Origin of the sequence: Paraburkholderia ginsengiterrae, from assembly GCF_001645125.1 — a bacterium.
Classification (GTDB): domain Bacteria; phylum Pseudomonadota; class Gammaproteobacteria; order Burkholderiales; family Burkholderiaceae; genus Paraburkholderia; species Paraburkholderia ginsengiterrae.
This window is the reverse complement of record NZ_LXKA01000335.1, coordinates 19,098-44,478: the sequence shown is the minus strand read 5'-3', so window position 1 is coordinate 44,478 and position 25,381 is coordinate 19,098. Positions and strand designations below refer to the sequence as shown.

The following is a 25,381-nucleotide window of genomic DNA, read 5'->3' as shown; positions in this document are numbered from 1 at the left end:
ACCGTGTTCAGGCTTTCAGTGCTGCAAAGATCTCGCGCAACATCGCCTTCGCATCGCCGAACAACATGCGGTTGTTGTCCCTGTAGAAGAGCGGGTTTTCCACGCCAGCATATCCGGAGGCCATGCTGCGCTTCATCACGATCGACGTCTTCGCCTTCCAGACCTCCAGTACCGGCATACCGGCGATCGGGCTCGCCGGATCCTCCTGCGCCGCGGGGTTCACAATGTCGTTCGCGCCGATGACCATCGAAACGTCCGCCTCGGCGAAATCGGCGTTGATTTCGTCCATCTCCAGCACGATGTTGTAGGGCACCTTCGCTTCGGCCAGCAGTACGTTCATATGACCCGGCATGCGGCCGGCCACCGGGTGAATCGCGAAGCGAACGTCTACGCCCTTTTCGCGCAGCACACTGGTGAGTTCGTACACCGTGTGCTGGGCCTGCGCCACGGCCATGCCGTAGCCGGGCACGATGATCACGCTCTTCGCGTCGCGCAGCAGCTCGGCGGTTTCGGCAGAGTTCACCGACACTACCTCGCCGGCCGGCTGCGCGCCGCCGCCGCCCGCTGCCGGCGCGCCGCTGGCGGTACCGAATCCGCCGGCGATCACGTTAATGAAGTTGCGGTTCATCGCGCGGCACATGATGTACGAGAGAATCGCGCCCGACGAGCCCACCAGCGCGCCGATCACGATCAGCAGGTCGTTGCCGAGCATGAAGCCGGTGGCCGCCGCCGCCCAGCCCGAGTAGCTGTTGAGCATCGACACCACCACGGGCATGTCGGCACCGCCGATCGCCATCACCATGTGCATGCCGAACAGCAGTGAGATCGCTGTCATCACGAGGAGCGGCGGCATGCCATCCTGGATGCTGCCCGCATGAAGGAATGCCCGGCCGGACACGATCACCACCAACAGCGCTGCCAGGTTGAGCCAGTGCCGCGCCGGCAGCAACAGCGGCTTGCCGCCGACCTTGCCCGAGAGCTTGCCGAACGCGATGATCGAGCCCGCGAATGTCACCGCACCGATCAGAATGCCTATGTAAATTTCGACTTCGTGGATGGCCTTCTCGGACCCGGTGAAGTGGACCGAGGTGTCGACGTAGCTTGCAAAGCCCACTAAGCAGGCCGCCATGCCGACCAGGCTGTGCATCAGCGCCACGAGCTCAGGCATCTGCGTCATCTGCACCCTTCTCGCAGCGACAATCCCAACGGCGCCGCCAACGACCAGCGCGCCGACGATATACGGAATGCCCCCAGACGAAACGCGCGGCCCGAGTATGGTGGCCAGCACGGCAACGGTCATGCCGACCATGCCGAGCAGATTGCCGCGGCGCGCGGTCTCAGGATTAGCGAGGCCGCCAAGGCTAAGGATGAAGAGCATCGCCGCGCCGATATAGGAGACGGTAGTCAGGTTGGAAGTCATTGTTGTCGTCCCCTTATTTGCGGAACATCGCCAGCATGCGCCGCGTCACTGCGAAGCCGCCGAACATGTTGACGGCCGTGAGCGTCAGCGCGCCCACCGCCAGGCCGAGGATCAGCCCCGACGGTCGGTCTGCCATGCCGGGCTCGCCCAGTGGTGGCGCGACCTGCACCAACGCACCGATGACGATGATTGACGAGATCGCGTTGGTCACGCTCATCAGCGGCGTGTGCAGCGACGGTGTGACGTTCCAGACCACCATGTAGCCGACGAAGCAGGCCAGCACGAACACCGTGAAGTGCGAGAGGAACGTGGCCGGCGCGTACAGCCCCACCATCAGGAAGGCCAGCGCCCCGATGCCGAAGGCGATGGCCAGCGACTTCGCCGACATCGGTTCGCCGCTGCCGTGGCCCTTCTTCGGCGCGACTGCCGCCGCAGCAGCGGCGGGCTGGGGTGCGGGTGCTACGGCCGGCTGCCTGATCGGCGGCGGCGGCCAGGTAATGCTGCCTTCCTTGATGACCGTGAGGCCGCGGATGGCGTCGTCATCAAAATCGACGTTGATCGTGCCGTCCTTGGTCTTGCACAGTTCCTCGACTACGCGCAGCAGGTTGTTGCCATACAACGTGGACGACTGCCGCGCCAGACGCGAAGCAAGATCGGTGTAGCCGACGATGGTCACGCCGTGGTGCACCACCGCTTCTCCGGGCACGGTCAGCTCGCAGTTGCCGCCTTGCTCGGCCGCCATGTCCACGATGACGCTGCCAGGCTTCATCGTCCGCACCATTTCGGACGTGATGAGCTTCGGAGCCGGCTTGCCGGGAATCAGCGCCGTGGTGATGATGATGTCCGCGTCTCTCGCCTGCTGCGCGTACATCGCCCGCTGCGCCTGCTGGAAGCCCTCGCTCATAACCCTGGCGTAGCCGCCGCCGCCCGAGCCTTCCTCGTCGTAGTCCACCTTGACGAATTCGCCTCCCAGGGACTTGACCTGGTCGGCCACCTCGGCGCGCGTGTCGTTGGCGCGCACGATCGCGCCGAGACTAGCCGCGGTGCCGATCGCGGCCAGGCCCGCTACGCCCGCGCCGGCGATGAAGACCTTCGCAGGCGGGACCTTGCCGGCGGCGGTGACCTGACCGTTCAGGAAGCGGCCGAACGCATGCGCGGCCTCGATCACCGCGCGATAGCCGCTGATGCCGGCCATCGAGGTGAGCGCGTCCATCTTCTGCGCGCGCGAGAGCGTGCGCGGCAGCGAGTCGATGGCCAATACCGTGGCCCGTTTCGCGGCCAGTTGCTGCATCAGCTCGGGGTTCTGGGCAGGCCAGACAAAGCCAATCAGCATGCCGCCCTCGCGCATCGACGCGACTTCGTCGCTGCTCGGAGCGCGAACCTTGAGGACGATGTCGCTGCAAGCCCAGAGTTCGGAGGCCGATGCGATGACCTCGGCACCGGCCGCTCGGTAGGCGTCATCGTCAAAGTTCGCTGCGGCGCCTGCGCTGCTTTGCACGGCTACCATGAACCCGAGCTTGATCAGTTTCTCGACCACCTCGGGTACGGTCGCTACGCGCCGCTCTCCAGTGTCAAGTTCCAGAGGAATGCCAATCAGTAATGTCATAGGGCAAGTTGATTCGTCATACTGGTATCGGATGTCGCAAGGATTGCAGGCCTGACGGCAATGGCGAAGTCATGCCAGCCGCGTAGTCGCTCAGTCGTCCGCGCAGAACATCGTCGGTGTGATATTGGTGAAGTTCTTCACGTCGCCAACGACCTCAGCGGTTTTTGCCGACGAAAGGGCCATATTGATCCCGTCCTGATCGCTGAATCGCAGTATCGCTACGCATGAGAAGGGTTGCGGATCCGGCGATGGGAACAGGACCTCGGCTGATTGCAGACCAAACTCACTCCATGCTGAGCGGACAAGTGGAGCATGAGTCGAAAGGTAGTACTCGCGGTCAAACGTCCCGCCTTCTGTGCTCGGGTAACTCACGATCAGGGTAGTCATATTCAGTCCCGTGTTGAGATGCAGTTGAGAGTTGCGTTAGGTGGATGCGCCAGCGCCTTGCATTCGGGCCGGCATCGCTCGCGCGCGGCGCAGCATCTGCCAGCCGAACAACAACATCCATAGCGGCAGAACCAGTACGATGACCATCTCGCTGGCATTCGAAAACGCGTCGAGATCCGGAAACAAGCCGAGCAGGAAGAAGACCCCGAAAGCCCAGCCGACGATCTTGAGCAGAATCGATCCCTTCCATCCCTCCTTCTTGAGCACGTTGGCGGCAATTGGCGTCCAGAAGAGCACGAGCGGGCCCTCAATCCACCAGAGGCCGTTTTGTGTCCCGTTGGCTATCGCAGTCCATACTGCCGCCGCGGCGTTTCTCGTGGCATCGTCGCCGCCCGCGTAAAGATGGGCCAGCGGATGAAGGATCGCAAACTGCACGACAGCACCAGTCACGCCAACCATGACGTACAACACGACGGCCATCGCCACCATGTTGCCGAGCGCACCCAGCTCTTCGCGAAATACGTGCACAAAGTATCCGCCAATGACCAGGAAGGGCAGATAGAAGCCACATGTGTCTGCGACCATGCACCAGCGAAACACGTCGCGGGTATCCGGCGGCAACGCCAGCATCGATGCACCGTGCAGCACCATATCCGCATCCGGGCCCGTCACCACGAATGACAAGCCGACATTCGCGTACGCCAGAATTCCGCCGATGATTGCGCTCCAGGCCGTGAAGCGCATGACCCTATGCGAGGTTTGATTCATCATTGATCTCCGGGAAAGGTCAGGTTCGGTAAGGCGTGGGCGAGTTCAGCACGACTCTGCCATTTTTGGCGCGCTCCAGAGCGCAATAGCCGTAATAGACCGCCGGCATGAAGTAGGCCCACGAGCACAAGGCAAGCGTGTAGAAGTTGAAAAAGACGTTTGTTTCTTCGCCCGGTATTTTGTAAAAATCGTAAATGACCGCAATGCCCAGTGAAGTTACCAGAGCCACCCCCACGGCCAGCGCACGGAGCATCTCGCCAATTTCCAGAAGTCTTTTGATGAAGTACACAAGATAGATCGACAGCAGAATCCACATCGTCAGATAGTAGTAAGGCAAAACCCCAGCGATGAATTCCGCTCCCACGAGAGCGAACGTAAGCGCAAACGCGACGACGAATACCGCGACGTCCTGGCGAATCGACGGCTTGTAGCCATGCGTAATCGCCATCAGACCCGCGACGGCGATGATGGGTATGCCGAATCCTCGAGAAAATGCATCGAAGAAGTGCGCTACTTCATAGGAAACGGCATTTCCGGTAGCAAAAAATCCAATGGCGTTCGTCGCCGATGTGCCGACGATCCACATCTCCAGGCCGAGAAGATAATTTCGTTTCCTGACGACCTTCCAGCCGTAGAAAAATGAGCTTAATGCCAGCAAGGCACTGGAGAGCATAAGAATTGCAGATCTGAGGTCCATGACTAAACTCCCAACTTCCGGTTGCATCTGATTGGTCAATCTTTCTTCGGGTCAAGGCTTGCCAGATAGGTGGCAATAGCCTTGCGGTCTTCGGGCGAAAAACCTGTCGCAAGGTTTTTCATGACGCCTGTGGGTTCGCTGCGAGTGCCGGATGCGAACTCGTCGAACTGCGCGAGCAGATAGTCGTATCCCTGCCCCGCCAAACGCGGAAACTGGTCGTGGCCCGTCAATTGGGCACCGTGACAGGCGACACAGTTGCTCGCGGCCACCAGACGCTGTCCCCTTTCGCGCAATTGCGCATCCGGCTTGAAGTAGTGATTCGCGACCGGGGTCACACTGGCAAAATATTCAGCCAGCGATTTGATCTGCGGATCGCTCATCGTCATCGCGAGGGGCCCCATGTTCGGATTACGGCGCGCCTCACTCGCGAAATTGTGGAGCTGGGTCTCCAGATAGGGTGCCGGCTGCCCGGCGAGACTCGGATACCCCTGATGGAGTGAATTGCCCTTGACGCCGTGGCAGCCCATGCAGACGTCGGTCACATGCGGCCAGGGGCCGCCGTCAGCCAGGTAAGCCGTGGTCGATGCCGTGAGATAGCGCTGCAGCCGGTAAAGACCCAGCAGATCGGAGCCGAAAATGGCCAGTATCAGGGCAATAACCAGAGGAATGCCAATCAATAGTGTTTTCTTCATCGTTACCCTCCTACGCCCGGCGCAGCGCATTAAGCGCCTGAAGCGCGCCCTGATGGCCGGAGCGCACGGCGCCATCCATGTAGCCGGCCCACATATTCGCAGTCTCCGTCCCCGACCAGATCAGCTTGCCGCACGAGGGGCGCAGCGCCTCGCCGTGAGCGCTCCAGAAGCCGGGCGGAATGGCGGAAACGCAGGTCAGGGTCCAGCGATCGACCCGTCCCCAGTCCTGATCGTGGTAAGCGATGGGAGACAGCGCTTCATCGCCCCATGCCTGCGCGTAGAACTGCTTATGCATGGCCATTGCCGCGTCCCGCTCGGACGGGACCATCGCATTCTCAATGAACGCGTTGATGACCCCGATCTCTCCGGCGGGCGGAGAATTGTCGTAGGCCCAGAGAATGGGGCCATTGACCTGGAAGATGCTCCCGTTCATGCCCTTGTCGCGCCAGAACGGACGGCGATAGACCATGGCCGTCTTCCGTGCCGGGGAATTCGCGGGCCAGGCGCGCTGCAGGGCCGCACGCTTTTCCGGCAGTGGCGGATCGAACTGCACCTGATGACACAAAGCCGGATGGATGGCCATGATGACGGTCCGTGCCCGCACTTCTTCATGGTCGGTATGCAGGGTGACGACGTCGCCGTCCCATCCGGAAATCTGGCGGACTGGAGAAGACAGGCGGACCTTATCGCCCAGTTGCTGGGCCATCTTGATGCTGAGGATTTGCGAGCCGCCGATGAAGCGGGTTTCCTGGGCGCTGTGCTTGATGCTGTCGAGTTGCGAATAATCGCAATCCGCCGAATTGACCATCGAAAGGAAGTGCAGCAAGCCCATCTTCGCCGGCGCCGCGCCGCCCGAAAGCGTGATGCTGCCATTCCATGCGACCTGATCTTCAGGCTTGATATTCTGCTTTTCCAGCCAGTCACCGACCGAGAGCTTGTCCAGTTCAGCGACCTTCGGGGACGTCCACGGTGCGCCACAAGGCACGTCGCGCGAGAGTCTGCTGAGCTTGGCGCCAATCGCCCCGTCAGTGCCGAACGTGCCCTTCAGATCGATTGCCACGCGGCCGTTGCCGCCCAGAATGACCGTACTCCCGTCGTAATAGGTCGGGAAAGTCCCGACGCCCAGCTCGCGCGCGAGATCCGCAACGGCGGTCTGGCCGGGCCCGATCCATTGCCCGCCGACTTCCGAAACGTACCCGCGGGGGATGTTGTAGTTGAACGTTCGCCCACCCACGCGATCCCGGGCCTCAAGCACCAGAAAGGACTCGCAGCCCGCGTGGCGCAGGTCGCGCGCGGCGGTCAGTCCGGCCAGCCCCGCTCCTACGATAGCGACGTCGAGAATGCCGTCCGCGCCTGGCGCGGCCTTGGTGACTGCGGCATACGCCTGTTGGGTGCTCATGGCGAGCGTACCCACGGCAGCTGCCGAGGCACCGGCATATTTGAGCCATTGCCTGCGCTGCAGGTTTGCAGCGCCGTCTGGAGAAGATTTTTTTGCCATAGTGCCTCTGTCTACTTGATGAAGGCTCCCGCTCTGAGCGGGTGACCGAAACCGCTGCGCTCAGGCGCCAGTCTCCATATCCGGTCGATACACCGTGCTGCGCAACTTCTTTGAAATCCCTTAAGAATCATTCGCGCCCCTGGCGCGAGACCGCGCGATCCGCTGTTTCAGCGACCCAATATTAGTACATATAGACAAAGATAGGTCAATATACCAATATAGAGATCGAAAAGAATGCAGGGTATTCCCCTGTATCTCAAAAGATGCCTCGCGACATTCCACTTCCCGACGCCTGGCTGGGTACCAAAGCGCCGCGCCATGCAGGGATTCTGACGATCCGCCCAAGTGAGCGGGATTAGCCCGGCATCCGCCCGGACATCACAGCCGCAACTCCAAGTTTGCGTTCAGATTGACGACGCCAGTTCCGGCACGACAGTAAACAGGTCGCCCACCAGGCCGTAGTCGGCCACGCTGAAGATCGGTGCTTCTTCGTCCTTGTTGATCGCGACGATGACCTTCGAGTCCTTCATGCCGGCCAGATGCTGGATTGCGCCCGAGATGCCGACTGCCACATACAGTTGCGGCGCGACGATCTTGCCGGTCTGACCGACCTGGTAGTCGTTCGGCACGTAGCCAGCATCGACTGCTGCGCGCGAGGCGCCGAGCGCGGCATTGAGCTTGTCGGCCAGCGGCTCCAGAACCTTCGTGTAGTTCTCGCCGCTGCCCAGACCCCGGCCACCCGAGACGATGATCTTCGCGCTCGTGAGTTCTGGACGGTCGAGCTTCGTCACTACACGGCCGACGAACTGCGTGAGGCCGCTGTCTGTTGCCGCTTCGAGTTTCTCGACACCTGCGCTGCCGCCTTCGGATGCTACGGCGTCGAAAGCGGTCGTGCGGACTGTGATGACCTTGACCCGATCGGACGACTGAACCGTTGCGATCACATTGCCGGCGTAGATCGGACGCTCGAACGTATCGGGCGCATCCACGGCGGTAATGTCGCTGATCTGTGCAACGTCGAGCTTCGCGGCAATGCGCGGCGTGACGTTTCTGCCCGCTGCCGTTGCCGCAGCCAGGATGTGCGAGTAGTTCTGCGCGATGCTCAGCACCGTCGCTTCGACGTTCTCTGCAAGACCCTGTTCGAGTTGCGGCGCGTCGGCGAGCAGCACCTTCGCAACGCCGGCGATCTTCGCTGCTGCGTCCGCTGCGGCCTGAGCGTTGTGGCCCGCGACCAGCACGTGAACGTCGCCGCCAATTTTCTGTGCTGCAGCGACCGTGTTCAGCGTCGCGGCCTTGATCGACTGATTGTCGTGTTCGGCTATTACCAGATTCACCAGATTCGTCATTTTCGTCTCGCTCCTTACAGCACCTTGGCTTCCGTCTTCAGCTTCTCGACCAGCGTCTTCACGTCCGGCACCTTCACGCCTGCGCTGCGCTTGGGCGGCTCGGCAACCTTCAGCGTCTTCAGACGCGGCGTGACGTCCACGCCCAGGTCTTCCGGCTTGAGCGTTTCGAGCGGCTTCTTCTTCGCCTTCATGATGTTCGGCAGCGTGACGTAGCGCGGCTCGTTCAGGCGCAAGTCCGTCGTGACCACCGCGGGCAGCGTCAGCGAGAGCGTTTCCGCGCCGCCATCCACTTCACGCGACACGGTAGCCTTGCCGTCGGCCACCACAACCTTCGAGGCAAACGTCGCTTGCGGCAGGTTCGCCAGCGCGGCGAGCATCTGGCCGGTCTGGTTCGAATCGTCGTCGATGGCCTGCTTGCCGAGGATCACGAGCTGCGGCTGTTCCTTGTCGACCAGCGCCTTCAGGAGCTTCGCGACAGCCAAAGGCTGCAATTCAACTGCGGACTCCACGAGCACCGCACGGTCCGCGCCGATCGCGAGCGCAGTACGCAACGTTTCCTGTGCCTGCGGAACGCCACACGAAACTGCGATCACCTCAGTGGCCACGCCTGCCTCCTTCAACCGCACCGCTTCCTCCACGGCGATCTCGTCGAACGGATTCATCGACATCTTCACGTTGACGATGTCGACGCCCGTGCCATCGGATTTCACGCTGACCTTGACGTTGGCATCCACGACCCGCTTTACAGCGACCACCAATTTCATTGCTGCTCCTCGTTCAGTCCATTTGTGCTATTTACGCTCGTCGGCGGAATGATCGCTTTCGCCTTCCACACTTGTTCCACGCGGATAAAGTTTTCCCGATTGCGCGCCCTCGTTGACGCACTGCGCGGATAATCAACCCAGCGTGGCGGAAGCATGCCCTCCTCCCCGGCCTGCAGGAGCTCGGCCCGGACTTGTGCCCGGGTCTTACCCAGCGCCTGGCTGACTTCCGTGCCCGGGCGCCCGTCCGCACGAGCCGCATCGGTCTGCGCACTTGACTCGTCGGGCGCTCCACTTGAAACGGACACGAATTGCGGAGTCGATTGTTCCTGCGGGCGAATGCCGCCGCCGCTCGCGTGAGCAGAAACGGGGATGGACGTCAGCACAACCGCGAGTGCCGAACGGCTCGATATCGCAGCAGCTTTCATGTCGTACTCCTGATAGACAAACGGATTCGAACCCAGATTAGCGGCACTGCACACACAGTAGCCGCTATTCGACAGCTTCATTCGGGTACCATGGAGCCCCAACGCCGGGCCAATATATCGGCGTCGACGGGCTGGTTACTCTTTCGTCCACCCGTTCTGATAGAGCTTCCCTGCCAGCACGCCCAAACGCAACGTAAGGTGATAGTTCTCGCCGTCTTCGATCAGTGCGGAGCGCACATCGCGGAACAGCTTCTCGATCGGGAATTCGCGGGTGGTACCGTTGCCGCCGAAGAGCTGGAACGCCTCGTGCGTGATCTTCATCGCTTCTTCAGTCACGCTGACCTTGGCCTGTGCCGTAGCGTATGGATGGCTCTTTGGAGACAGACGTGAGAATGCGAGGCTGCGTCGCGCAATCGCACGCGCCATCTCCAGCCGCCGCAACATGTCGCCCACGCGCAGTTGCGTCATCTGGTGATCGATCAACAGCGCCCCGCCTTGCTTGCGCTCGTGGCAATAACCCAGCGCGAGTTCGAACGCAGCGCGGGCTACGCCCACGAACACCTGGCACATGTGCGTGCCGGCGAACGACCAGGTTGAGGCCAGATTGCCGAGATAATCATCCTGCAGCGCAATGGCGAAACGCTTGGGCACCTTTACATTGTCGAAGTAGATCTCGCCTTGCGGCAGCGAGCGCTGGCCAATCTTGTCGAGCGGTTTGCCGCGCGAAACACCCGGCAGATCGAGCGGAAGGATCATGCCGATCCCGTTCGTGAACGCACTTCGTTCCCCGTTGCCATAGAAGCCATCGCCATAATCCGCCGCCATGTATGCGAGCGCCACCTGCGCGACCGAGCCGTTCGAGATCCACGCGGAACTCTGCCCGTTGATGACGATTTCGTCTGCGCCCACCTTTGCCGTGAGATTACCCACCGGCTGTTTGCCGCCCGCGCTGATCTCGTCGCGGTAGAGAATCGCGGCATCGGTGCCGCGGTCGGGCTGCGTATTCATCCAGCAACCAATCTTGCCGGTGCACATGTCGATCAGTTCCTGATTACCGATCGACTGTGCCATCATCAACGGAGCGGGCGCCACGCCGATCGAAACGGCAAGCCCCGCATCACCCCAGCCGAGCTCTTCGCCGATCAGCGATTCGATGCGCACCGCCATGTCTGGCGGAAGTTGCGCAAGCAGTTGCGGATCGAGGCCCAGCTTTGCACTCTCCATCATGGCGCCCCAGTACGGGGACCCAGGCGCGATCACTTCCTCCGGCGTCATGCGGTCCAGTTCGCGACCGACGGGCTTCAGCACGTCGCGTGCGAAACGGTGAACCGTCTCCTGGATCGCACGTTCCTCCTCCCCCATCGGCGTTTCGAAACCAGTCAAGCCTGCCAGAGGCAACCCCACGGACTTGTGCAGTCGAATCATTTCAGTACTCCTCTCCTGGACATATGTCGACCGGACTGCCCCGCAACCCAGCCGCCTCATTAATAGATCACCATAACAAACATAGGTAACAATACAAAACATGAGGTGAAAAAAAAAGACAGGGTATTCCCCCGTCCTTTTTCTTCGCCGGCAGAGTGCCGGGGCTGCTAGGCCGTCTCGGCATCCACCGTCTTCCCCCATACCAGGTTACGCGCGGTCTCAAGGAACATCGCCTCAAACCCTCGCATGTACGCGCGCTTGCCGCGCGCGGTGCCCAGATGGATGGTCATGCCGTCCACCATCGAAATGAGCAGCACAGCGATATGGGTACTCTCGGCCGCCCCACGCTCCGGATTCGCGGCGCGAATGAGCTTGGCAAGTTCGTTCGTCAAGGTGTCGTACCATTCGTCCCGCATCTGCGCGCACTCCGGGTCGGTAGACGCAAACGAAAAGAAATGCCACCACAGTGGTATGTTCTTCGAGTCCTTCGCGTCCTGCACTGACTGATCGAGAATGGCTTCGATTGTCGCACGCGGCGAGGCGTTGCTCTGGAGCGCCTGTTTCAGAACATCGATATACGTGTCGATCACCGGCGCCATCACCGCCCGCACGACGTCAGGCCGCGTCGGGAAGTAGTATTGGAGATTGCTGACACTGATTCCCGCTTTCAGCGCGACGGCACGCAGCGAGAAATCCATGGGACCATTCTCGAGCAAGAGCTTCCTTGCGACACGAATGATGGCATTGCGCGTACGTACGCCCTGGGCCCGCAGGCCGTCGGGTGCGGTTCCCGTGGAAGGTGCTGCGCTCGACGTGCGCCGCCTACGGGTGCTTGGCTCTTTTGTCACTGTCATCGCTTTCCGCCTTGAGTGAGACGCCTCGCCGGGGAGAGGCAATGCGGTCACACGAACCGCTTCCTAGGTAAACATGACTATATCTTACACCAGGCTGAAACTCCATCTACACGGGGGACATGCTGCAGCGGTCATCCCCGCTCCTCATCTCCTTCAACCGCGGTAGCCGATCACTGAGGCGCTCGCACAGTGCCCCAATTAGGCCTCGTCGAGGCTTGTTCGCCGGAAGCGTCCCATACCTTGACGCGCGTCACGCCCGCAGCGCTTGCGCGGCGCGCGCGTTGCTGTTCACGCGGTCGTCGAGCGCATTCACCACCCCCAGCGCCCCGTTCATAACACACCATCGCAACGGCTCGGGCAGCGTCGATGGCGTCTTGTGATCCAGCGCGGAAAGGAGCGGATTTTCGGTCCCGCGAATCCGCCCGGCAATCATGTTGCCCACCATGGATTGGGCAGCCACGCCATGTCCGGAGCACCCGGCACTGTAGAAGATGTTCCGATGCGCCCCCGTGGCTCCGACAGCCGGCAGCGCATCATTGGCCAAGCTGATATAGCCACTCCAGCATGCCCGCAGCGCGATGCCCTTGAGGGACGGGAAGCGGTCATGCAGAGCCGTGCGCAGTTCGCGATACGACTCATAGTCGGGCACGTTCGGCGTTTTTGAGCCGTATGGATAATGGATTCGCTTCGTCGTCACGACGAGCGTGTTGTTGACGGTCAGGCGGTGGCTTTCCATGGTCCAGTGTGCCGTCACGATGCCTTCGCGTCGCGGCCAACCCAACGCCTTGCGCTGGGTGTCGGAGAGCGGTTCGGTCTCGATCGCCGAGACCCGTAGCGGTACAACCTTGTCCGCGAGCAGGCCGAGCTGCGGCGTATAGGCGTTGGTGGCCAGCATCAGCGCCGGCGCGCTCGCGCTGCCGCGCGGGGTTTGCACCTTGATGACCGGCCCCTCGGTGTAAGACAGCAGCGGCGTATTCTCGTAGATCTTCACGCCTGCTCGCAACGCCGCGCGCCTGAGCCCCATCACGTATTTGCCGGGGTGGAGCGTGCCGCCGCGCGACACGTAATTGCCGAATAAAAACGCCGGCGGAATGCCACGCGCACGCATCTCGGCCTGGTCGAGAAACTCCGACTGAAAGCCCAACCCGGCGCCGGTTCGCATGTCCTCGCGCACCTTCTCCTCTTGTGCGGGATCAATGCCCGCACGGATAATGCCGGTCTGGTTGTAGTCGCAGTCGATCTCGTACTCTCTGAGCTTCCCCTCCACGAAGGGAACGGCGTCCTCGTAGTAGCGGACGATCTCCTTCCCTTTCTCGTTACCCACGCTCTTGAGAAAAAGATCGTATTCGAGCGCGAGCGCGCCGGCCAGATAGCCCGCGTTGCGTCCACTCGCGCCAAAGCCGGCGAACTCGCGCTCGAGCACGACCACTTTCGCTCCGTGCCTGACCAGCTCCAGCGCAGCCGAAAGCCCGGCAAAACCGGCACCGACGATGACCACATCCGCATTCACGTCGCCCACTAGTTCCGGCCGCAAGTCGTCTGGTCTTTCCACCCAGCCGCCAAGTGTGCGGTACTTCTCCATGTCAGCAGTCAATTTGGCCTCCTCCACGGGGCCAGCCGATTCGACGCGCGAGCATTGCGTAGCCGCCACGGCCGGCGCGACTACGGCTGCCGCCGCTGCGCCCTTCAGGAACGTGCGGCGGCTCACTCCCGAACGCGAACCGTCCTGTTGTTCCACCTGTGTTTCCGTCGTCTCGCTCATTCCTGCTCCATCAAGTCTTGCTCAGAATGTGGACGGCAAGCGCCGCCTCTTCGATGCCCTGAAATCCACCGCCGTTCTCCTGAATCGCATGACGCGCGCCGGGTACCTGACGCGCGCCCGCTTCTCCACGCAGTTGCGTCACCAGTTCGTAGAGTTGACCGATTCCCGTCGCGCCCAGTGGATGCCCCTTCGATTCGAGTCCACCGGACGTGTTGATGGGAATGCGCCCGCCGAGGGTGAACTCGCCGCGCTCTGCAGCAGGACCGCCCTGGCCGGGCGGAACCAGTTGCAGGTTTTCGGCCTGGATGATTTCTCCCATCGCCGACGCATCGTGCACCTCGGCGACATCCATGTCCTCGGGGCCGAGGCCTGCCTGTTCATAGGCCTGCAGCGCCGCGAGGCGGCCGATGTTCTGTTCCGGCTCGTCGATACCCCGATGAGTGAAGCTGCGGATCACGCTTGCCGCAACGCGAATGCAACGCTTGCGGTCGGCGCCGATGCGCCGCAGTCCCTCTTCGGTGCAGAGGATCGCTGCGGCCGCACCGTCTGAAACCGGCGCACACATGGGCAGCGTGATCGGATACGTGATCGGCGGCGCTGCGAGCACTTCGTCGATCGTGAACGGCTGGCGAAACTGCGAGTACGGGTTGTGCACCGAATGCAGGTGGTTCTTCGACGAAACCGCCGCGATCTGGCGCTGCGTGGTGCCGTAGGTCTTCATGTGATACCGGCACAGCGCGGCATAGACCGACATGAAGCGGCTATAGGGCCGATCGGACTCCGATCCAGGCGGCGGCTCGATGCCTTCACCGAGCTTCATCAGGCTGGCGAAGTTCTCTTCGACGCGCGACACATCCCAGCCCGCTTCGAACAGGGCAAATGATTTCGCTTTGTCCGGGACGTTCATCTTCTCTGCGCCGAGCGCGAGCGCGACATCGCAAGCACCCGACCTGAGGGCATGACCTGCGAGATGCACTGCGGTGCTACCCGAAGCGCAGGCGTTTTCGACGTTGTAGACCGGGATGCCGTCAATCCCGATCTTGCTGAATACGACCTGCCCCGGAATCGACAACTGGCCTTGCAGCTGCCCGTTGGTGATACCCGCATAGAAAGCCGCGCCGATCACCCCGCCATCGCAACCCGCATCCTTCAATGCTCCGCGTAGCGCCTCGCCCGCGAGATCGTCAATGCTGCGCTCGAAGTGCCGGCCGAACACGGTCATCGCAATGCCGGCGATGTAAATGTCGCTCATGGTGTTTTATCTCAATGTGACTGACTCAGATCCGGCGGGCTTGACCCTGCCAGTACTGCTCCCGTAGATCCTTCTTCAGCACCTTGCCGGCTGTGCTGCGAGGCAGTGCCGCGATGAAGTCGACGCTCTTCGGTGCCTTGACCGAGCCGAGTTTCTCCTTGCACAACGCCACGAGCTCTTCGGCACTGACGCTCTGACCCGCGTTGAGCTCCACCACCGCCTTCACGGCCTCGCCCCACTTTTCGTCGGGCACGCCGATCACCGCGCAATCCTGCACCGCGGGGTGCGCCCAAATCACCTGCTCGACTTCGCTCGGATAGACGTTGAAGCCACCACTGATGATCATGTCCTTCTTACGGTCAGTGATATGCAGATACCCTTCAGCGTCCAGATGACCGATATCGCCCGTGTGCAGCCAGCCGTCCACGACTGTCTCCGCTGTCTTGTCGGGCGCCTTGTAGTAACCCTTCATCACGAGGTCGCCGCGCACGCAGATTTCACCGGTTTCGCCTTGCGGCAGGATCTCGCCGCGATCGCTCATGATCTCGACGCGCACGAGCGGATTGGGGCGGCCAACCGAGGAGAGACGCTCTTGCGGCGCAAGCTTGCCGTCCACGAAGTGCTCGGCCGGCGTGAGATAGGAGATCGACGCAGGGGCTTCCGTCTGGCCGTAGCCGCCCGCCATGACCGGACCGAACACCTCGATTGCGCGCTTGAGCTTCTCCACCGACATCGGCGCCGCGCCATACAGAAAGCACTTGAGCGACGAAAAATCCTGGTCCTCGATGCCGGGGATATCGAGCAGGCGGTAGATCACCGTCGGCGGCAGAAAGAACTCCGTGACCCGGTGCCTCGCGATCGCCGCGAGAAGACGTGCCGGCTCCGGCTTCGGCAGCACGACCACCGTACCGCCGCGCGCGGTGCAAGGCAGCGACAGCATCCCCGCGGTATGGGTCATGGGCGCCGCGGCGAGATTCACGGGACGCTCCACGCCATACGGAAACGCCATCATGAACTGCGCGAAGTAGGTCTGAAACGCGCGATGCGTGTTCATCACGCCCTTGGGCAAACCGGTCGTTCCGCCCGTGCCCGAAAGCGTCACGATGTCGTCCATGTCGTAATCGACGCGCGGCTCGGACGCGGGCTGCGCCGCGCTCCACTTCTCGAGCGACGGTGCCCATGGCAGATCGGCATCGATACAGATCCAGAGCCTGACTTTCGGCAGGCTGGGACGCAGCGCCTCGATCGCCGGTGCGAACGCCTGATGAAAGAACAGCGCTTCGCAGTCAAATGCCTCGAGGAGGTACTGGTTCTCCTGCGGCGCGCTGCGCCCGTTCACCGGAATCCATACCACGCCCGCACGCCACAGCCCCAGCGTGCAGGTCCATGCCGTGACGTCGTTGTCGGCCCAGACCGCTGCCTTCGCTTCCTTTTCGAAGCCGGCGGCAAGCAGCCCGTTGGCGATGCGGCACGACAGCGTGTGCACATCATCGAACGAATAGCTGCGCTCGTCCTGGATGTAGGCGATGCCGTTGGGGTTGATGCGCCAACCGCGATCGAAGAAGTCAATGATTGCCATGTCCCATGTTTCCCTGAATCTGTCCTCAATCTGCTCGTTCGCGGCGCTTACAGCTGAGCGACGGTCGCGCGCGCGAGCCCGCGCTGCTCGAGGAACCCGAGCAGATAGCGATGCCCGAAAGCCTTCGAGCCGGATGCAAACCCGACCTTGGCGGTGTCGCCGTCGAGAAGCTTGGCGACGCCGGCGGCATGAATGGCTCCGGTGGCGATGTACGGCGTGATGCCGTGCAGGGTCGCGCGTACCGCTGCAAGTTGACCGCGGCCGATCGCGAAGTCGACAGTGCGATGAAGCGACGTGCGCTCGCGCGGTGGCATTGACGGAGTCACGGAATCGACAAGCTGCTTGAGCACCGCGTCCTGCTGCTCGCGCGGCAGGTGCGCGTATTCCGCATCCCACTTCTGACCGAGTCCATGCACCATCTGCATCGCGTTGTTGTCGTAGAAACCCACGCACGAGATACAGCTGCGCACGCGCGCATCGTGCTCGAAATACACCGGCAGCGACGTACCGCCCCACGGCAGAGCAAACACGGGCTGAAGGAAATCGGGAGAAGCGATGTTGAACGAAGCGTGCCTGTCATGTGGCACCAGCTTCTTTTCCCACAGATAGGACGATTCCTGGCGATAGCCTTCGAAGATGGTCGCAGTGGAGCCCACGCTCACACCAGCGCCGGCGCCGCGCGGGCCGCGCGTGAGCGTGGCCGTCTCCAGCGCGTCTATACCGGGCGTTTCGAGTGCCAGTTCGGCGGCGATTTCGGCGAACGTGTACATGTAGGCATTCGAGGGCGACACCAGCAGCCCGGCCTGCCGGAACTGCTCGCCAAACTGCTCGCGAACCTGGCGGATAAAGTGCTGCTCGCCAGTAGTGTCGAGGTAGTGGCAGCCAGCCTTGAGCGCCGCTTCCACAGCGGTGAGGCCGAAGTTGAAGAACGGCCCGACCGTGTTGCACACGACCTTTGCACCGCGAAAGGCGTTCACGAGCGAATCCACGCTGTGCTCGGCTTCGATGACTTCGTAGTTCGCCGATTCGAGGCGCACGACACGCTGCGCCATCATGTCCTGCGTGCGCTTCGCATTACGTGCGACCGCCGTAAAGGGAATGTCCTGGTCGATGAGCCAGTCCATGATCAACATGCCGGTATAACCGCTTGCGCCATAAACGACGACGGAATGCTTTGCCATGCTTGTCTCCTGAAACTTGATTGGTCGAATGTCGAGTCGGCTAAATGCCCGGATTGTCTTCGGCGGCTGGCGAACCCCGCCGTCGGACGATACTGCGATAATGCACGCCAATTTGATAGAACACAATACAAAACATAGTTCATGATACCAAATACGTAAAGCTAAAAAAGACAGGGTATTTCCTGTCTCTTCCCGATTCCTGCCGCGCTACGCCAATGCGGCTATTGCACGCCTGCGGGGCTGCCCCCAGGCCTCAGGCCCGCGAGGTAGCTGGCTACCGCGTGGATGTCTTCGCCGGACAATGCGGCCGCCATCCCGTTCATTGCGCCGCTCGGGTCACGACGTTCGCCCGCCTTGAACGCAGCAAGCTGCTTCGCAAGATAGACTTCGCCCTGGCCCGCCAGACGCGGCACCGGACCCTGGCCCATGAACGACGCCCCGTGACAGGCCTGGCAGCTTTTCGCCGCTACGAGCGCCATGCCCTGCTTTTCGAGCGCTGTCTGGGCGTGCACCGCTTCGCTTTGGGACGGCGTCTGCCGCGCGAAATAGGCAGCCAGCGACTTGATCTGCTCGTCCGTAAGCCCCCTCGCAATCGCCCCCATGTAGGGGTTGGGTCGTTGCCCTCCGGCAAACGCGTGCAACTGGGCAACGAGATAAGCCTCGGGTTGTCCGGACAGCGCCGGATACCAGGCGTTGACGGACTGGCCGTGCGCACCGTGGCAGAAGACACAGGTCTCCTGCGGCTGCGGCCAGGGGCCGCCGTTGACCACCTCCGTCTTGTCGATTTCGCTCATCGATTTTTCGAAATGCATGCCGTCGAGGTATTCGCGCCCGTAGAGCGCTCCCACACCCACGACGCCTGCCAGCACGGCGACTGCGCTTACGATCCATGCCCGTTTCATTCACGCCACCTCGCCGCGTTGAGTGAAACCGGCCAGCGCCTGCAAGGCTGCGCGGTGACCCGAACGCACGGCGCCATCCATCGCGCCGGCCCAGATGTCGGCGGTTTCGGTCCCTGACCAGATCAGGCGGCCCACTTCGGGATGCAGATATTTGCCCCACTTCGTCCAGAAGCCCGGTGGCATGGGATTGATGCAATGCAGGGTCCATGGATCGACCCGACCCCAGTCGTAGTCGTGGAATTGCGTCGGATGCAGCGCGCGGTCGCCGAATGCCTTCGCAAACGTGGCCGAAAGCGTTCTTTCCGCCGTCGTGGGATCGTTGGGCAACATCCCCGGCGCGACGAACGCGGCGATCACGCCGAGCGACGCATCGGGGGGCGAGTTGTCGTACGCCATGAAAACCGGGCCGCCGACCTGGAAGATCGTTCCGCAGTAACCGGCGTCGCGCCAGAACGGTTTGTCGTAGACGTGGACCGTCTTGCGCATGGGGGCGTTTGTGGGCCAGTTCTGCTGGAGTTGCGCCCGCCCGCCGGGCAGCGGCGGATCGAAAACAACCAGATTGCACAGGGCAGGATTCATCGCCACGATCACGCGGCGCGCCCTGACCACGCCCTGATCGGTATACAGTTCGACCACTTCGCGATCCCACCCTGAGATCTTGCGTACCGGCGAGGACAGCCTGACCTTGTCGCCGAGTTGTTTGGCCATCTTGATACTCAGACGTTGCGAGCCGCCGACGATGCGCGTTTCCTGCGCGCCGCCCTTGAACGCTTCGAGTTGCGTATAGTTGCAGCTTGCACTGTTGATCATCGATAGGTAGTGCAGCAGACCGAGTTGTGCTGGCGCACCGCCCGTGGTCAGCTTCGCGGCTAATGCGAGAAAGTAGCCGTCCTCGTATTTCACGCCCTGCTGCAACAGCCACTCGCCGTAAGAAAGCTTGTCCAGTTCCGCCAGATGCGGTGCTTTCCAGGGCGCGCCGGACGGCACGCCGCGCGACAGTTCGGCAAGCCGGTTGCCGATCGTATCGTCACCCCCAGTGCCGCCATGAAAATCCTGAGCCACGGTAGCGCCCTGCGCCATCACGACGGTCTTGCCCGTGTACCAGCTCGGAAACGTATCGATCTCGAGTTGACGTGCCAGATCAAAGATCGCGGTCTGGCCAGGACCGATCCACTGCCCTCCGGCTTCGGATACGACGCCGTGTCCGAGGTCATGGTTATAGGTTCGTCCACCGACGCGGTTGCGTGCATCAAGCACGACGAACGAATCGCATCCGGCCAGCTTGAGGTCACGGCCCGCGGTCAATCCGGCAAGACCCGCGCCGATGATTGCGACGTCCAGAATGTCGCCGTTCATGGGCTTCGTCGCGGTCGTTGCGGCGGCCTGTGCCAGCGACACGCCGCCAGTCGCGAGTGACGCCGCGCCCATTGCCGTAAAGCGAAGCAGCTGGCGCCGCGTCTGTGTATCCGGCTTACGTTTCCGATCCATCTTCGATGCCCAATTCAGTTTCATTGTTTCTCCCCTTTCTTCCCAGCTACTAAGGAGAACGTTCTAACAAGGTAGCGAACGGCTTGTCTCAAGGGGCCGTCAGCACCCCGTCCTGCGAAAACAGCACCGGTTTGCCGGCGCCATCGATCAATGCAGCGGTAAGCGTCGCGCGATCGTCGCGCTGATGAACCTCGAACGACGTGCTGCCCTCGTGTTGCCGGAACACAAGGCCATCGAGCCCGACGCCCATCAGTCCGTCTCGAGTCGCCACCAGATCGGTGATCGAACTCTTCGTGCCCGCGCTCAGCGCCGCCCATGTCGCCCCGCCGTCGCTGCTCTGGTACAGGCTGCCCAGCAGCCCGCCCACCACGATGCGCCCGTCGGGCAGCGCCACGCCCGTCCACAGCGTGCCCTTGCTGCCCGTCGCCAGATAGGTCCAGTTCGCACCGCCATCCGTGGACTTCAGCACCAGGCCCTGTTCCGAGTCGATGTAAAGCGCGCCCTGGTGGTCGGCAAAAATGTGGTACAGGTTGCGGTCCGCTCGGCCAGCCCCCGGTGGCTTCGGCAAAGTCACCTTCTCCCACGTCTTGCCACCGTCGTGCGTGGCGAGCATCAGCGACCACAGGCCCACTGCAATGCCGTCCTGCGAATTAGTGAAGAGCACGGAGAACAGCGGCTGGTCCACCGAGAGATCCATGCGCTGCTTCTGCCAGGTCTCGCCGCCGTCGCGCGTCGCGAGAATCACGCCCCACTGGCCAACCGCCCAGCCGTGCTGCGCGTCAGCAAACGTGACTGACGAGAGTGTTGCCGAAACTACCACCTGGTTCGCCTGGCGCCACGTCTTTCCTTCGTCATCCGAAAGGATGATGACACCGTGCTCGCCTACCGCGACGATGCGTGAACCGGCGCGCGCCGCGTCCATTAACATCATGTGCGCCGGCGCAGCCCACGCATGTGGGGGTTTTGCAGCCCAGTCCGCTACGGTTCCCGGCGGCAAGGCCCAGACCACCGCACTCGCACACAACGCGGCACAGGCAACAAGCATTTTGATCATGACTGCGTCTCCCATGTTCAGTGACTGAAGAGTCCGGGCGCGCGCGCCGGTTTGCGGCGCGGGAACCAGCGCTCAAGCACCGAGGCCAGTGCCGGCAGCGCCGTCATCGCCATCAGCAGGTTCACGAGGAACATGAACGCCAGCAGCTTGCCCATATCGGCCTGGAACTTTAGCGCCGAGAAGCTCCACGTCGCCACGCCGATCGCCAGCGTAATCGCCGTAAAGATCGTCGCCACGCCCACTTCCAGCATCGCGTGCTGCACGGCCTTCACAATGGTTTGTCCACCCGCCAGATGCACCTGCAGCCGGTTGTAGATATAGAACGCGTAGTCCACGCCAATGCCCACCGCCAGCACCATGACGGGCAGCGTGGCCACTGTGAGCCCGATCTGCAGTTCCTTCATGAACCAGTAGCCGATGAAGGTCGCCACCGAAAGCGGCAGGCAGCAGGCCAGCATCGCGCGCCAGTCGCGGTAGGCGAGGAACACCAGTATCAGGATCGCCGCGTAGACATAGAGCATCATCGGCAGCTCGCTGGCCGCCACCTCCTCGTTGGTCGCGGCGAGTACGCCCGCATTGCCCGCCGCAAGACGCACCGTAATACCCGGGAACGGATGCGTTGCGCGATACGTCTTCACGTCGTCCAGAATCCGGCTGACCGTCGTAGCTTTGTGGTCGGTGAGGAACAGATGCACCGCCGTCATGCTGCAATCGGCCTTCATGAAACCCTTCACGCGCCCCACGTCCACCGACACCGCACCGTAGTTCCCGGGGTCGATCGGCACGACGCTCATCTTCGGATAGTCTTCGTTGTAGCCCTGGTTGTAGCGGCGCAGCATGCCCGAATACGACTGAACTGACACCACTCCAGGCTCGGTGCCCATTGCGCTCGTGAGGTCTTCCTCATACAGGCCGACTGCCGGGTTGTCGCAGCCCTTTTGCGCCGACTCGATCGCGACCGTGAGCCAGTCGAGGCCGATGTCGTAGTTCGAAGCGATCGACGTGGCGTCACGGTTGAAACGCGCATCTGCACGCAGTTCCGGCGCGCCCGGCTGCAGCGTGCCGATCACGCGGTCGCGGCTTTGCCAGGCGGCCAGCGCGAACACCACGAGCGTGAGCGCCACAGTGACACCCGCATACTTCGGCTGGGCGATGCGCGCGAGCCCGCGCAGCCATGCGGAGCGCCGTTCGCTGCGCTTGAGGGCACTGTCCGCGTAGGTCTTCCTGAAGTTGAAGCACGAAGCCGCGACCGGCAGCAGCACGAGGTTCGTCACGATCTTGTAGGCCACACCGAGCGAGGCCGTGATGGCAAGTTCCCGCACCATCGGAATCGGAATCAGCAGCAGCGTGATGAACGATACAAAGGCGGTGATCAGTGCGAGTACGCCTGGAATCAGCAGACCGCTGAAGCTATGGCGCGCCGCGTCGAACGAGCTGTTGCCGTGCGCAATCTCGCGCACAATGAAATTGACCTGCTGCACGCCATGTGAGACGCCAATCGCAAAGACCAGAAACGGCACCAGTACGGCGAGTGGATCCAGTCCGAAGCCCAGCAGCTTCAGCGTGCCGAACTGCCAGACGAGCGATGTCAGCGAACATGAAATCAGCAGCACCGTGAAGCGCACCGAATGGCAGTACCAGTAAACTGCAAGCGCCGTGAGCAGCAGTGCGATGCCGCAGAAGCCGAGCACGGCCGTAGCACCATCGGCGATATCGCCGATCTGCTTGGCGAAGCCGATGATCTGGATTTCATAGCCCGCGTCTTCGAATGGCTTGCGGATCTGCGCTTCGAGCAGGTGGTTGAACGCCACGTAATCGAGCACCTTGCCGTTCCGGTCACGCTCATTGAGCTCGGCAGTAATCATGGCGCTGTCTTCGTCATGTGAAACGAGCGTGCCGACATAACCGCCGAGCGTCGTCGCACGGCGGATCTTCGCGACGACGTCGGGCGTGAGCTGGTCAGGCGTAATCGTGCCGGAGATGATCGGCTCGGCACGGAAACCCTCATCGGTGATCTCGTTCACGTAGGCGTTCGGCGTCCACAGCGACTGCACGCCGATGCGGTCGACGTTCGGTAGATACGTCACCGCCTGGGTCACTCTGTAGAGGCGCGTGAGCCCTTCGTTGGTCCAGATCGAGCCCTTGCGTGCCCGCACAACCACGGTGATCCGGTTCGCACCGAGCAGGTCGGCGCGGTACTTCTGGAAGGTCTGGATGTATTCGTGGCCGATCGGCATCTGCTTCTCGAAGCCCGCGTCCATGCGAAGTTGCACGGCGAAAAAAGCCGCGATAGCGGTGAACAGACCGATGCTCACGAGCACGGCCACGCGGTAACCGAAGAACACCCTCTCCAGCGTTTTGACCAGGCGATTTAACACGGCAATTTCCCTTCAGATGATTCAATGGCGTACGGAACGGGCCATCAGAAGTTCCGCGTGACGAACATCCCGACGAAGTTGCGGTCTGCGTAGGGATTGCCCACGGTGTTGTGTCCGTCCCAGAACAGCGTGTAATTGATGCCCGCCTGCCAGACGGTTGGGTTCTGGTTGAACAGCACGTAGAGGTTCAGCGACTTCGCGCCCTGCAGGTAATTCGCGCCGAGCGTCGGCGTATAGCCGTAGAGTCCGTCAGCGAACGTCACGCCGGGCGTCACCTGCCAGCCATGAATCAGCGTGCCATCGTAGGTCCAGTTGAAATCGACGGTCGCGCCCACGGAACTCGAGGTGCCCTGTGCCATGCCAATCGGGTAGCCAAGACCAGAGTTGTTGTTCAGCCACGGCAGGTAGCCCGCCTGGGGTACCTGCGTGACGGTCTGGCCGTTGACCGTGCGCGTAATGCCGTGCGTGCTCAGGCCAGGGTAGTAGATCCAGGTGAGCTCCCAGGTCAGGGCCGCTGCGTCCGCGCCGATTAGCTTGAGGAACGGGTACTCGCTGCGCGTGAGCGCGAGCAGCCCGTTGATGTCGTACTGGAACTTCTTCTCGTCCGCCCATTGCTGGCAATTCGCGCCGGCGACGCCGTTGGTGTTCAGGTCGAGCGGGCCACCCGCGCCATAGCAGCTCGACAGCGCCACGGCATCGTGCGGGCGATACGAGAGCTCGGTGCCGATCGCCCAGTTGCCGATGCCGAAGTTCGCGCTGGCGCCGAAGAGCTGACGGTTCTGCAGATACGACCAGTTCAGCGTCCCGTTCGCCAGCGACGAGAGTACCGGCGACTTGTCGGTGTAGTTCTCGTAATAGACGCCGAAGTTCGCATCGAAGGAGCGCGGTGAGTAGTTGAACTTCACGCCGAACTGCGGCTTATACTTCGAGGGTGCCTGCCAGTTGACAGGCAGGCCGATGTCGTTAAAGGGCGGGCCGGCAAACGCACCGTTGACGAGGCCGGTGTTGATCCCGTTGAGCACATTCTGGTTACCGCTGCTGGCCCCCGCGATCGTACCGGCGCTAGGGCCCGCCACATTCAGATTCGTGGTGTTAACCGTGTACGGGTCCGTTCCACGGCCCAGGCTGTTCGAGATGGACCAGTACGAGCCCACTGGTGGATAGCGATTTCCGTTCCACTGAAACTGGTAGTAATCCTCAGTGCTGAAGCCATGAGAAAGATCGGCGGCAAAACTGATCATCGGTGCCGGCAGCAATGCCTGTTTTAGTTGCGAACCGGGGATCAGCAGCTTCTGCACGTCGAGCGAATTGGTGGCGTTGATGCCGCCCTGCGCGAACATGCTCTCGCCCCAGTTGATCACCTGGTTGCCGAGACGCACGTGTGCGTTCTGCCCGTTGATCGTGAAATCCTTCTCGCCCCACAGGTCAAGCAACTGCGCGTTGTAGACGACCTGTGCCGCAGCGGTGCTCGACAGCGGCGTCCTGTTCGTGTCGCCGGCGAGGAAGTCGTACATGCCGGTGCCGCGGATCATGAACTTGAGCCCTTCACTCGGCATCTTGAAGAGCAGTTCGCTCGTCGCGCTGATGTAGGTGCTGAAGGGCTGCCCCTTGCGGTAATTCAGGTCGCCGTCGTCGCCCACGCCCCACTGGTTGACGTTGGCGGCCGCCCCGCAACCGAATGAGTTCGGATCGCCTGTGAGCGAGCAGCTCGGGCTTTTGGTTCGGATGCCCGCGCCCGCCGTGAGGTTGGTCACCCATGAGCCCGTGAGATCGTTCAGGCCCGTCGAAAATTCGTAACCGTATGCACTCGTTGCCGCTGTGCCGAACATGGCCAACGAGGCCGCAACGTATCTTCCGATGATCTTCGTTTTCATGAGTCTCCCCTGCCGTCACCCTCGATGCC

21 protein-coding genes are annotated in these 25,381 nt (G+C 62.0%); all 21 read right to left on the bottom strand.

What is annotated here, in order from left to right; genetic code table 11:
• Positions 1-7: 7 nt before the first annotated feature.
• The gene (gene pntB, locus A6V37_RS26225) at positions 8-1,420 is read right to left on the bottom strand and encodes a Re/Si-specific NAD(P)(+) transhydrogenase subunit beta (protein ID WP_064269540.1); all 1,413 of its coding nucleotides are present in this window, start codon (positions 1,418-1,420) and stop codon (positions 8-10) included.
• A 13-nt stretch (positions 1,421-1,433) separates the two neighbouring features.
• Positions 1,434-3,026: a Re/Si-specific NAD(P)(+) transhydrogenase subunit alpha gene (locus A6V37_RS26220; RefSeq protein WP_064269539.1), complete on the bottom strand. Its 1,593-nt coding sequence runs from the start codon at positions 3,024-3,026 to the stop codon at positions 1,434-1,436.
• 90 nt (positions 3,027-3,116) lie between these two features.
• A complete protein-coding gene (locus A6V37_RS26215) occupies positions 3,117-3,413 on the bottom strand; it encodes an EthD family reductase (RefSeq protein WP_064269538.1) in 297 nt (98 codons plus the stop codon).
• A gap of 36 nt (positions 3,414-3,449) precedes the next feature.
• Positions 3,450-4,157: a hypothetical protein gene (locus A6V37_RS26210; RefSeq protein ID WP_242665850.1), complete on the bottom strand. Its 708-nt coding sequence runs from the start codon at positions 4,155-4,157 to the stop codon at positions 3,450-3,452.
• A gap of 43 nt (positions 4,158-4,200) precedes the next feature.
• Positions 4,201-4,878 carry a hypothetical protein gene (locus tag A6V37_RS26205; RefSeq protein WP_064269536.1) on the bottom strand — a complete coding sequence of 226 codons (678 nt, stop codon included), beginning with the start codon at positions 4,876-4,878 and terminating at the stop codon, positions 4,201-4,203.
• Between the two features lie 35 nt (positions 4,879-4,913).
• Positions 4,914-5,570: a c-type cytochrome gene (locus tag A6V37_RS26200; protein ID WP_064269535.1), complete on the bottom strand. Its 657-nt coding sequence runs from the start codon at positions 5,568-5,570 to the stop codon at positions 4,914-4,916.
• A 10-nt stretch (positions 5,571-5,580) separates the two neighbouring features.
• Entirely contained in the window at positions 5,581-7,068 is a 1,488-nt protein-coding gene (locus A6V37_RS26195) for a flavin monoamine oxidase family protein (protein WP_064269534.1), read from the bottom strand.
• A 404-nt stretch (positions 7,069-7,472) separates the two neighbouring features.
• The gene (locus A6V37_RS26190; RefSeq protein ID WP_064269552.1) at positions 7,473-8,405 is read right to left on the bottom strand and encodes an electron transfer flavoprotein subunit alpha/FixB family protein; all 933 of its coding nucleotides are present in this window, start codon (positions 8,403-8,405) and stop codon (positions 7,473-7,475) included.
• Between the two features lie 23 nt (positions 8,406-8,428).
• Positions 8,429-9,178 (bottom strand): electron transfer flavoprotein subunit beta/FixA family protein, encoded by a 750-nt coding sequence (locus A6V37_RS26185; RefSeq protein ID WP_064269533.1) that lies wholly within the window; start codon positions 9,176-9,178, stop codon positions 8,429-8,431.
• A complete protein-coding gene (locus A6V37_RS26180) occupies positions 9,175-9,603 on the bottom strand; it encodes a DUF4148 domain-containing protein (RefSeq protein WP_064269532.1) in 429 nt (142 codons plus the stop codon). The genes A6V37_RS26185 and A6V37_RS26180 overlap by 4 nt, the downstream gene beginning before the upstream one ends.
• A gap of 135 nt (positions 9,604-9,738) precedes the next feature.
• Positions 9,739-11,028: an acyl-CoA dehydrogenase family protein gene (locus tag A6V37_RS26175; RefSeq protein WP_064269531.1), complete on the bottom strand. Its 1,290-nt coding sequence runs from the start codon at positions 11,026-11,028 to the stop codon at positions 9,739-9,741.
• A 167-nt stretch (positions 11,029-11,195) separates the two neighbouring features.
• The gene (locus tag A6V37_RS26170; RefSeq protein ID WP_064269530.1) at positions 11,196-11,882 is read right to left on the bottom strand and encodes a TetR/AcrR family transcriptional regulator; all 687 of its coding nucleotides are present in this window, start codon (positions 11,880-11,882) and stop codon (positions 11,196-11,198) included.
• 250 nt (positions 11,883-12,132) lie between these two features.
• A complete protein-coding gene (locus A6V37_RS26165; protein ID WP_242665848.1) occupies positions 12,133-13,590 on the bottom strand; it encodes an NAD(P)/FAD-dependent oxidoreductase in 1,458 nt (485 codons plus the stop codon).
• Positions 13,591-13,654: 64 nt separating this feature from the next.
• Positions 13,655-14,896: a thiolase family protein gene (locus A6V37_RS26160; protein ID WP_064286463.1), complete on the bottom strand. Its 1,242-nt coding sequence runs from the start codon at positions 14,894-14,896 to the stop codon at positions 13,655-13,657.
• 25 nt (positions 14,897-14,921) lie between these two features.
• Positions 14,922-16,475: a class I adenylate-forming enzyme family protein gene (locus A6V37_RS26155; RefSeq protein WP_064269528.1), complete on the bottom strand. Its 1,554-nt coding sequence runs from the start codon at positions 16,473-16,475 to the stop codon at positions 14,922-14,924.
• Positions 16,476-16,522: 47 nt separating this feature from the next.
• Positions 16,523-17,656, bottom strand: coding sequence for a saccharopine dehydrogenase family protein (locus A6V37_RS26150; RefSeq protein WP_064286462.1), 1,134 nt, complete (start codon positions 17,654-17,656; stop codon positions 16,523-16,525).
• A gap of 221 nt (positions 17,657-17,877) precedes the next feature.
• Positions 17,878-18,558: a c-type cytochrome gene (locus A6V37_RS26145; protein WP_064269526.1), complete on the bottom strand. Its 681-nt coding sequence runs from the start codon at positions 18,556-18,558 to the stop codon at positions 17,878-17,880.
• A complete protein-coding gene (locus tag A6V37_RS26140) occupies positions 18,559-20,046 on the bottom strand; it encodes a flavin monoamine oxidase family protein (protein ID WP_064269550.1) in 1,488 nt (495 codons plus the stop codon).
• A gap of 88 nt (positions 20,047-20,134) precedes the next feature.
• A complete protein-coding gene (locus tag A6V37_RS26135) occupies positions 20,135-21,100 on the bottom strand; it encodes a WD40/YVTN/BNR-like repeat-containing protein (protein ID WP_064269549.1) in 966 nt (321 codons plus the stop codon).
• 17 nt (positions 21,101-21,117) lie between these two features.
• Positions 21,118-23,478, bottom strand: a complete 2,361-nt coding sequence (locus tag A6V37_RS26130; protein WP_064269525.1) for an efflux RND transporter permease subunit — start codon at positions 23,476-23,478, stop codon at positions 21,118-21,120.
• Positions 23,479-23,522: 44 nt separating this feature from the next.
• Entirely contained in the window at positions 23,523-25,352 is a 1,830-nt protein-coding gene (locus A6V37_RS26125; RefSeq protein WP_064269524.1) for a DUF1302 domain-containing protein, read from the bottom strand.
• Positions 25,353-25,381 lie beyond the last annotated feature (29 nt).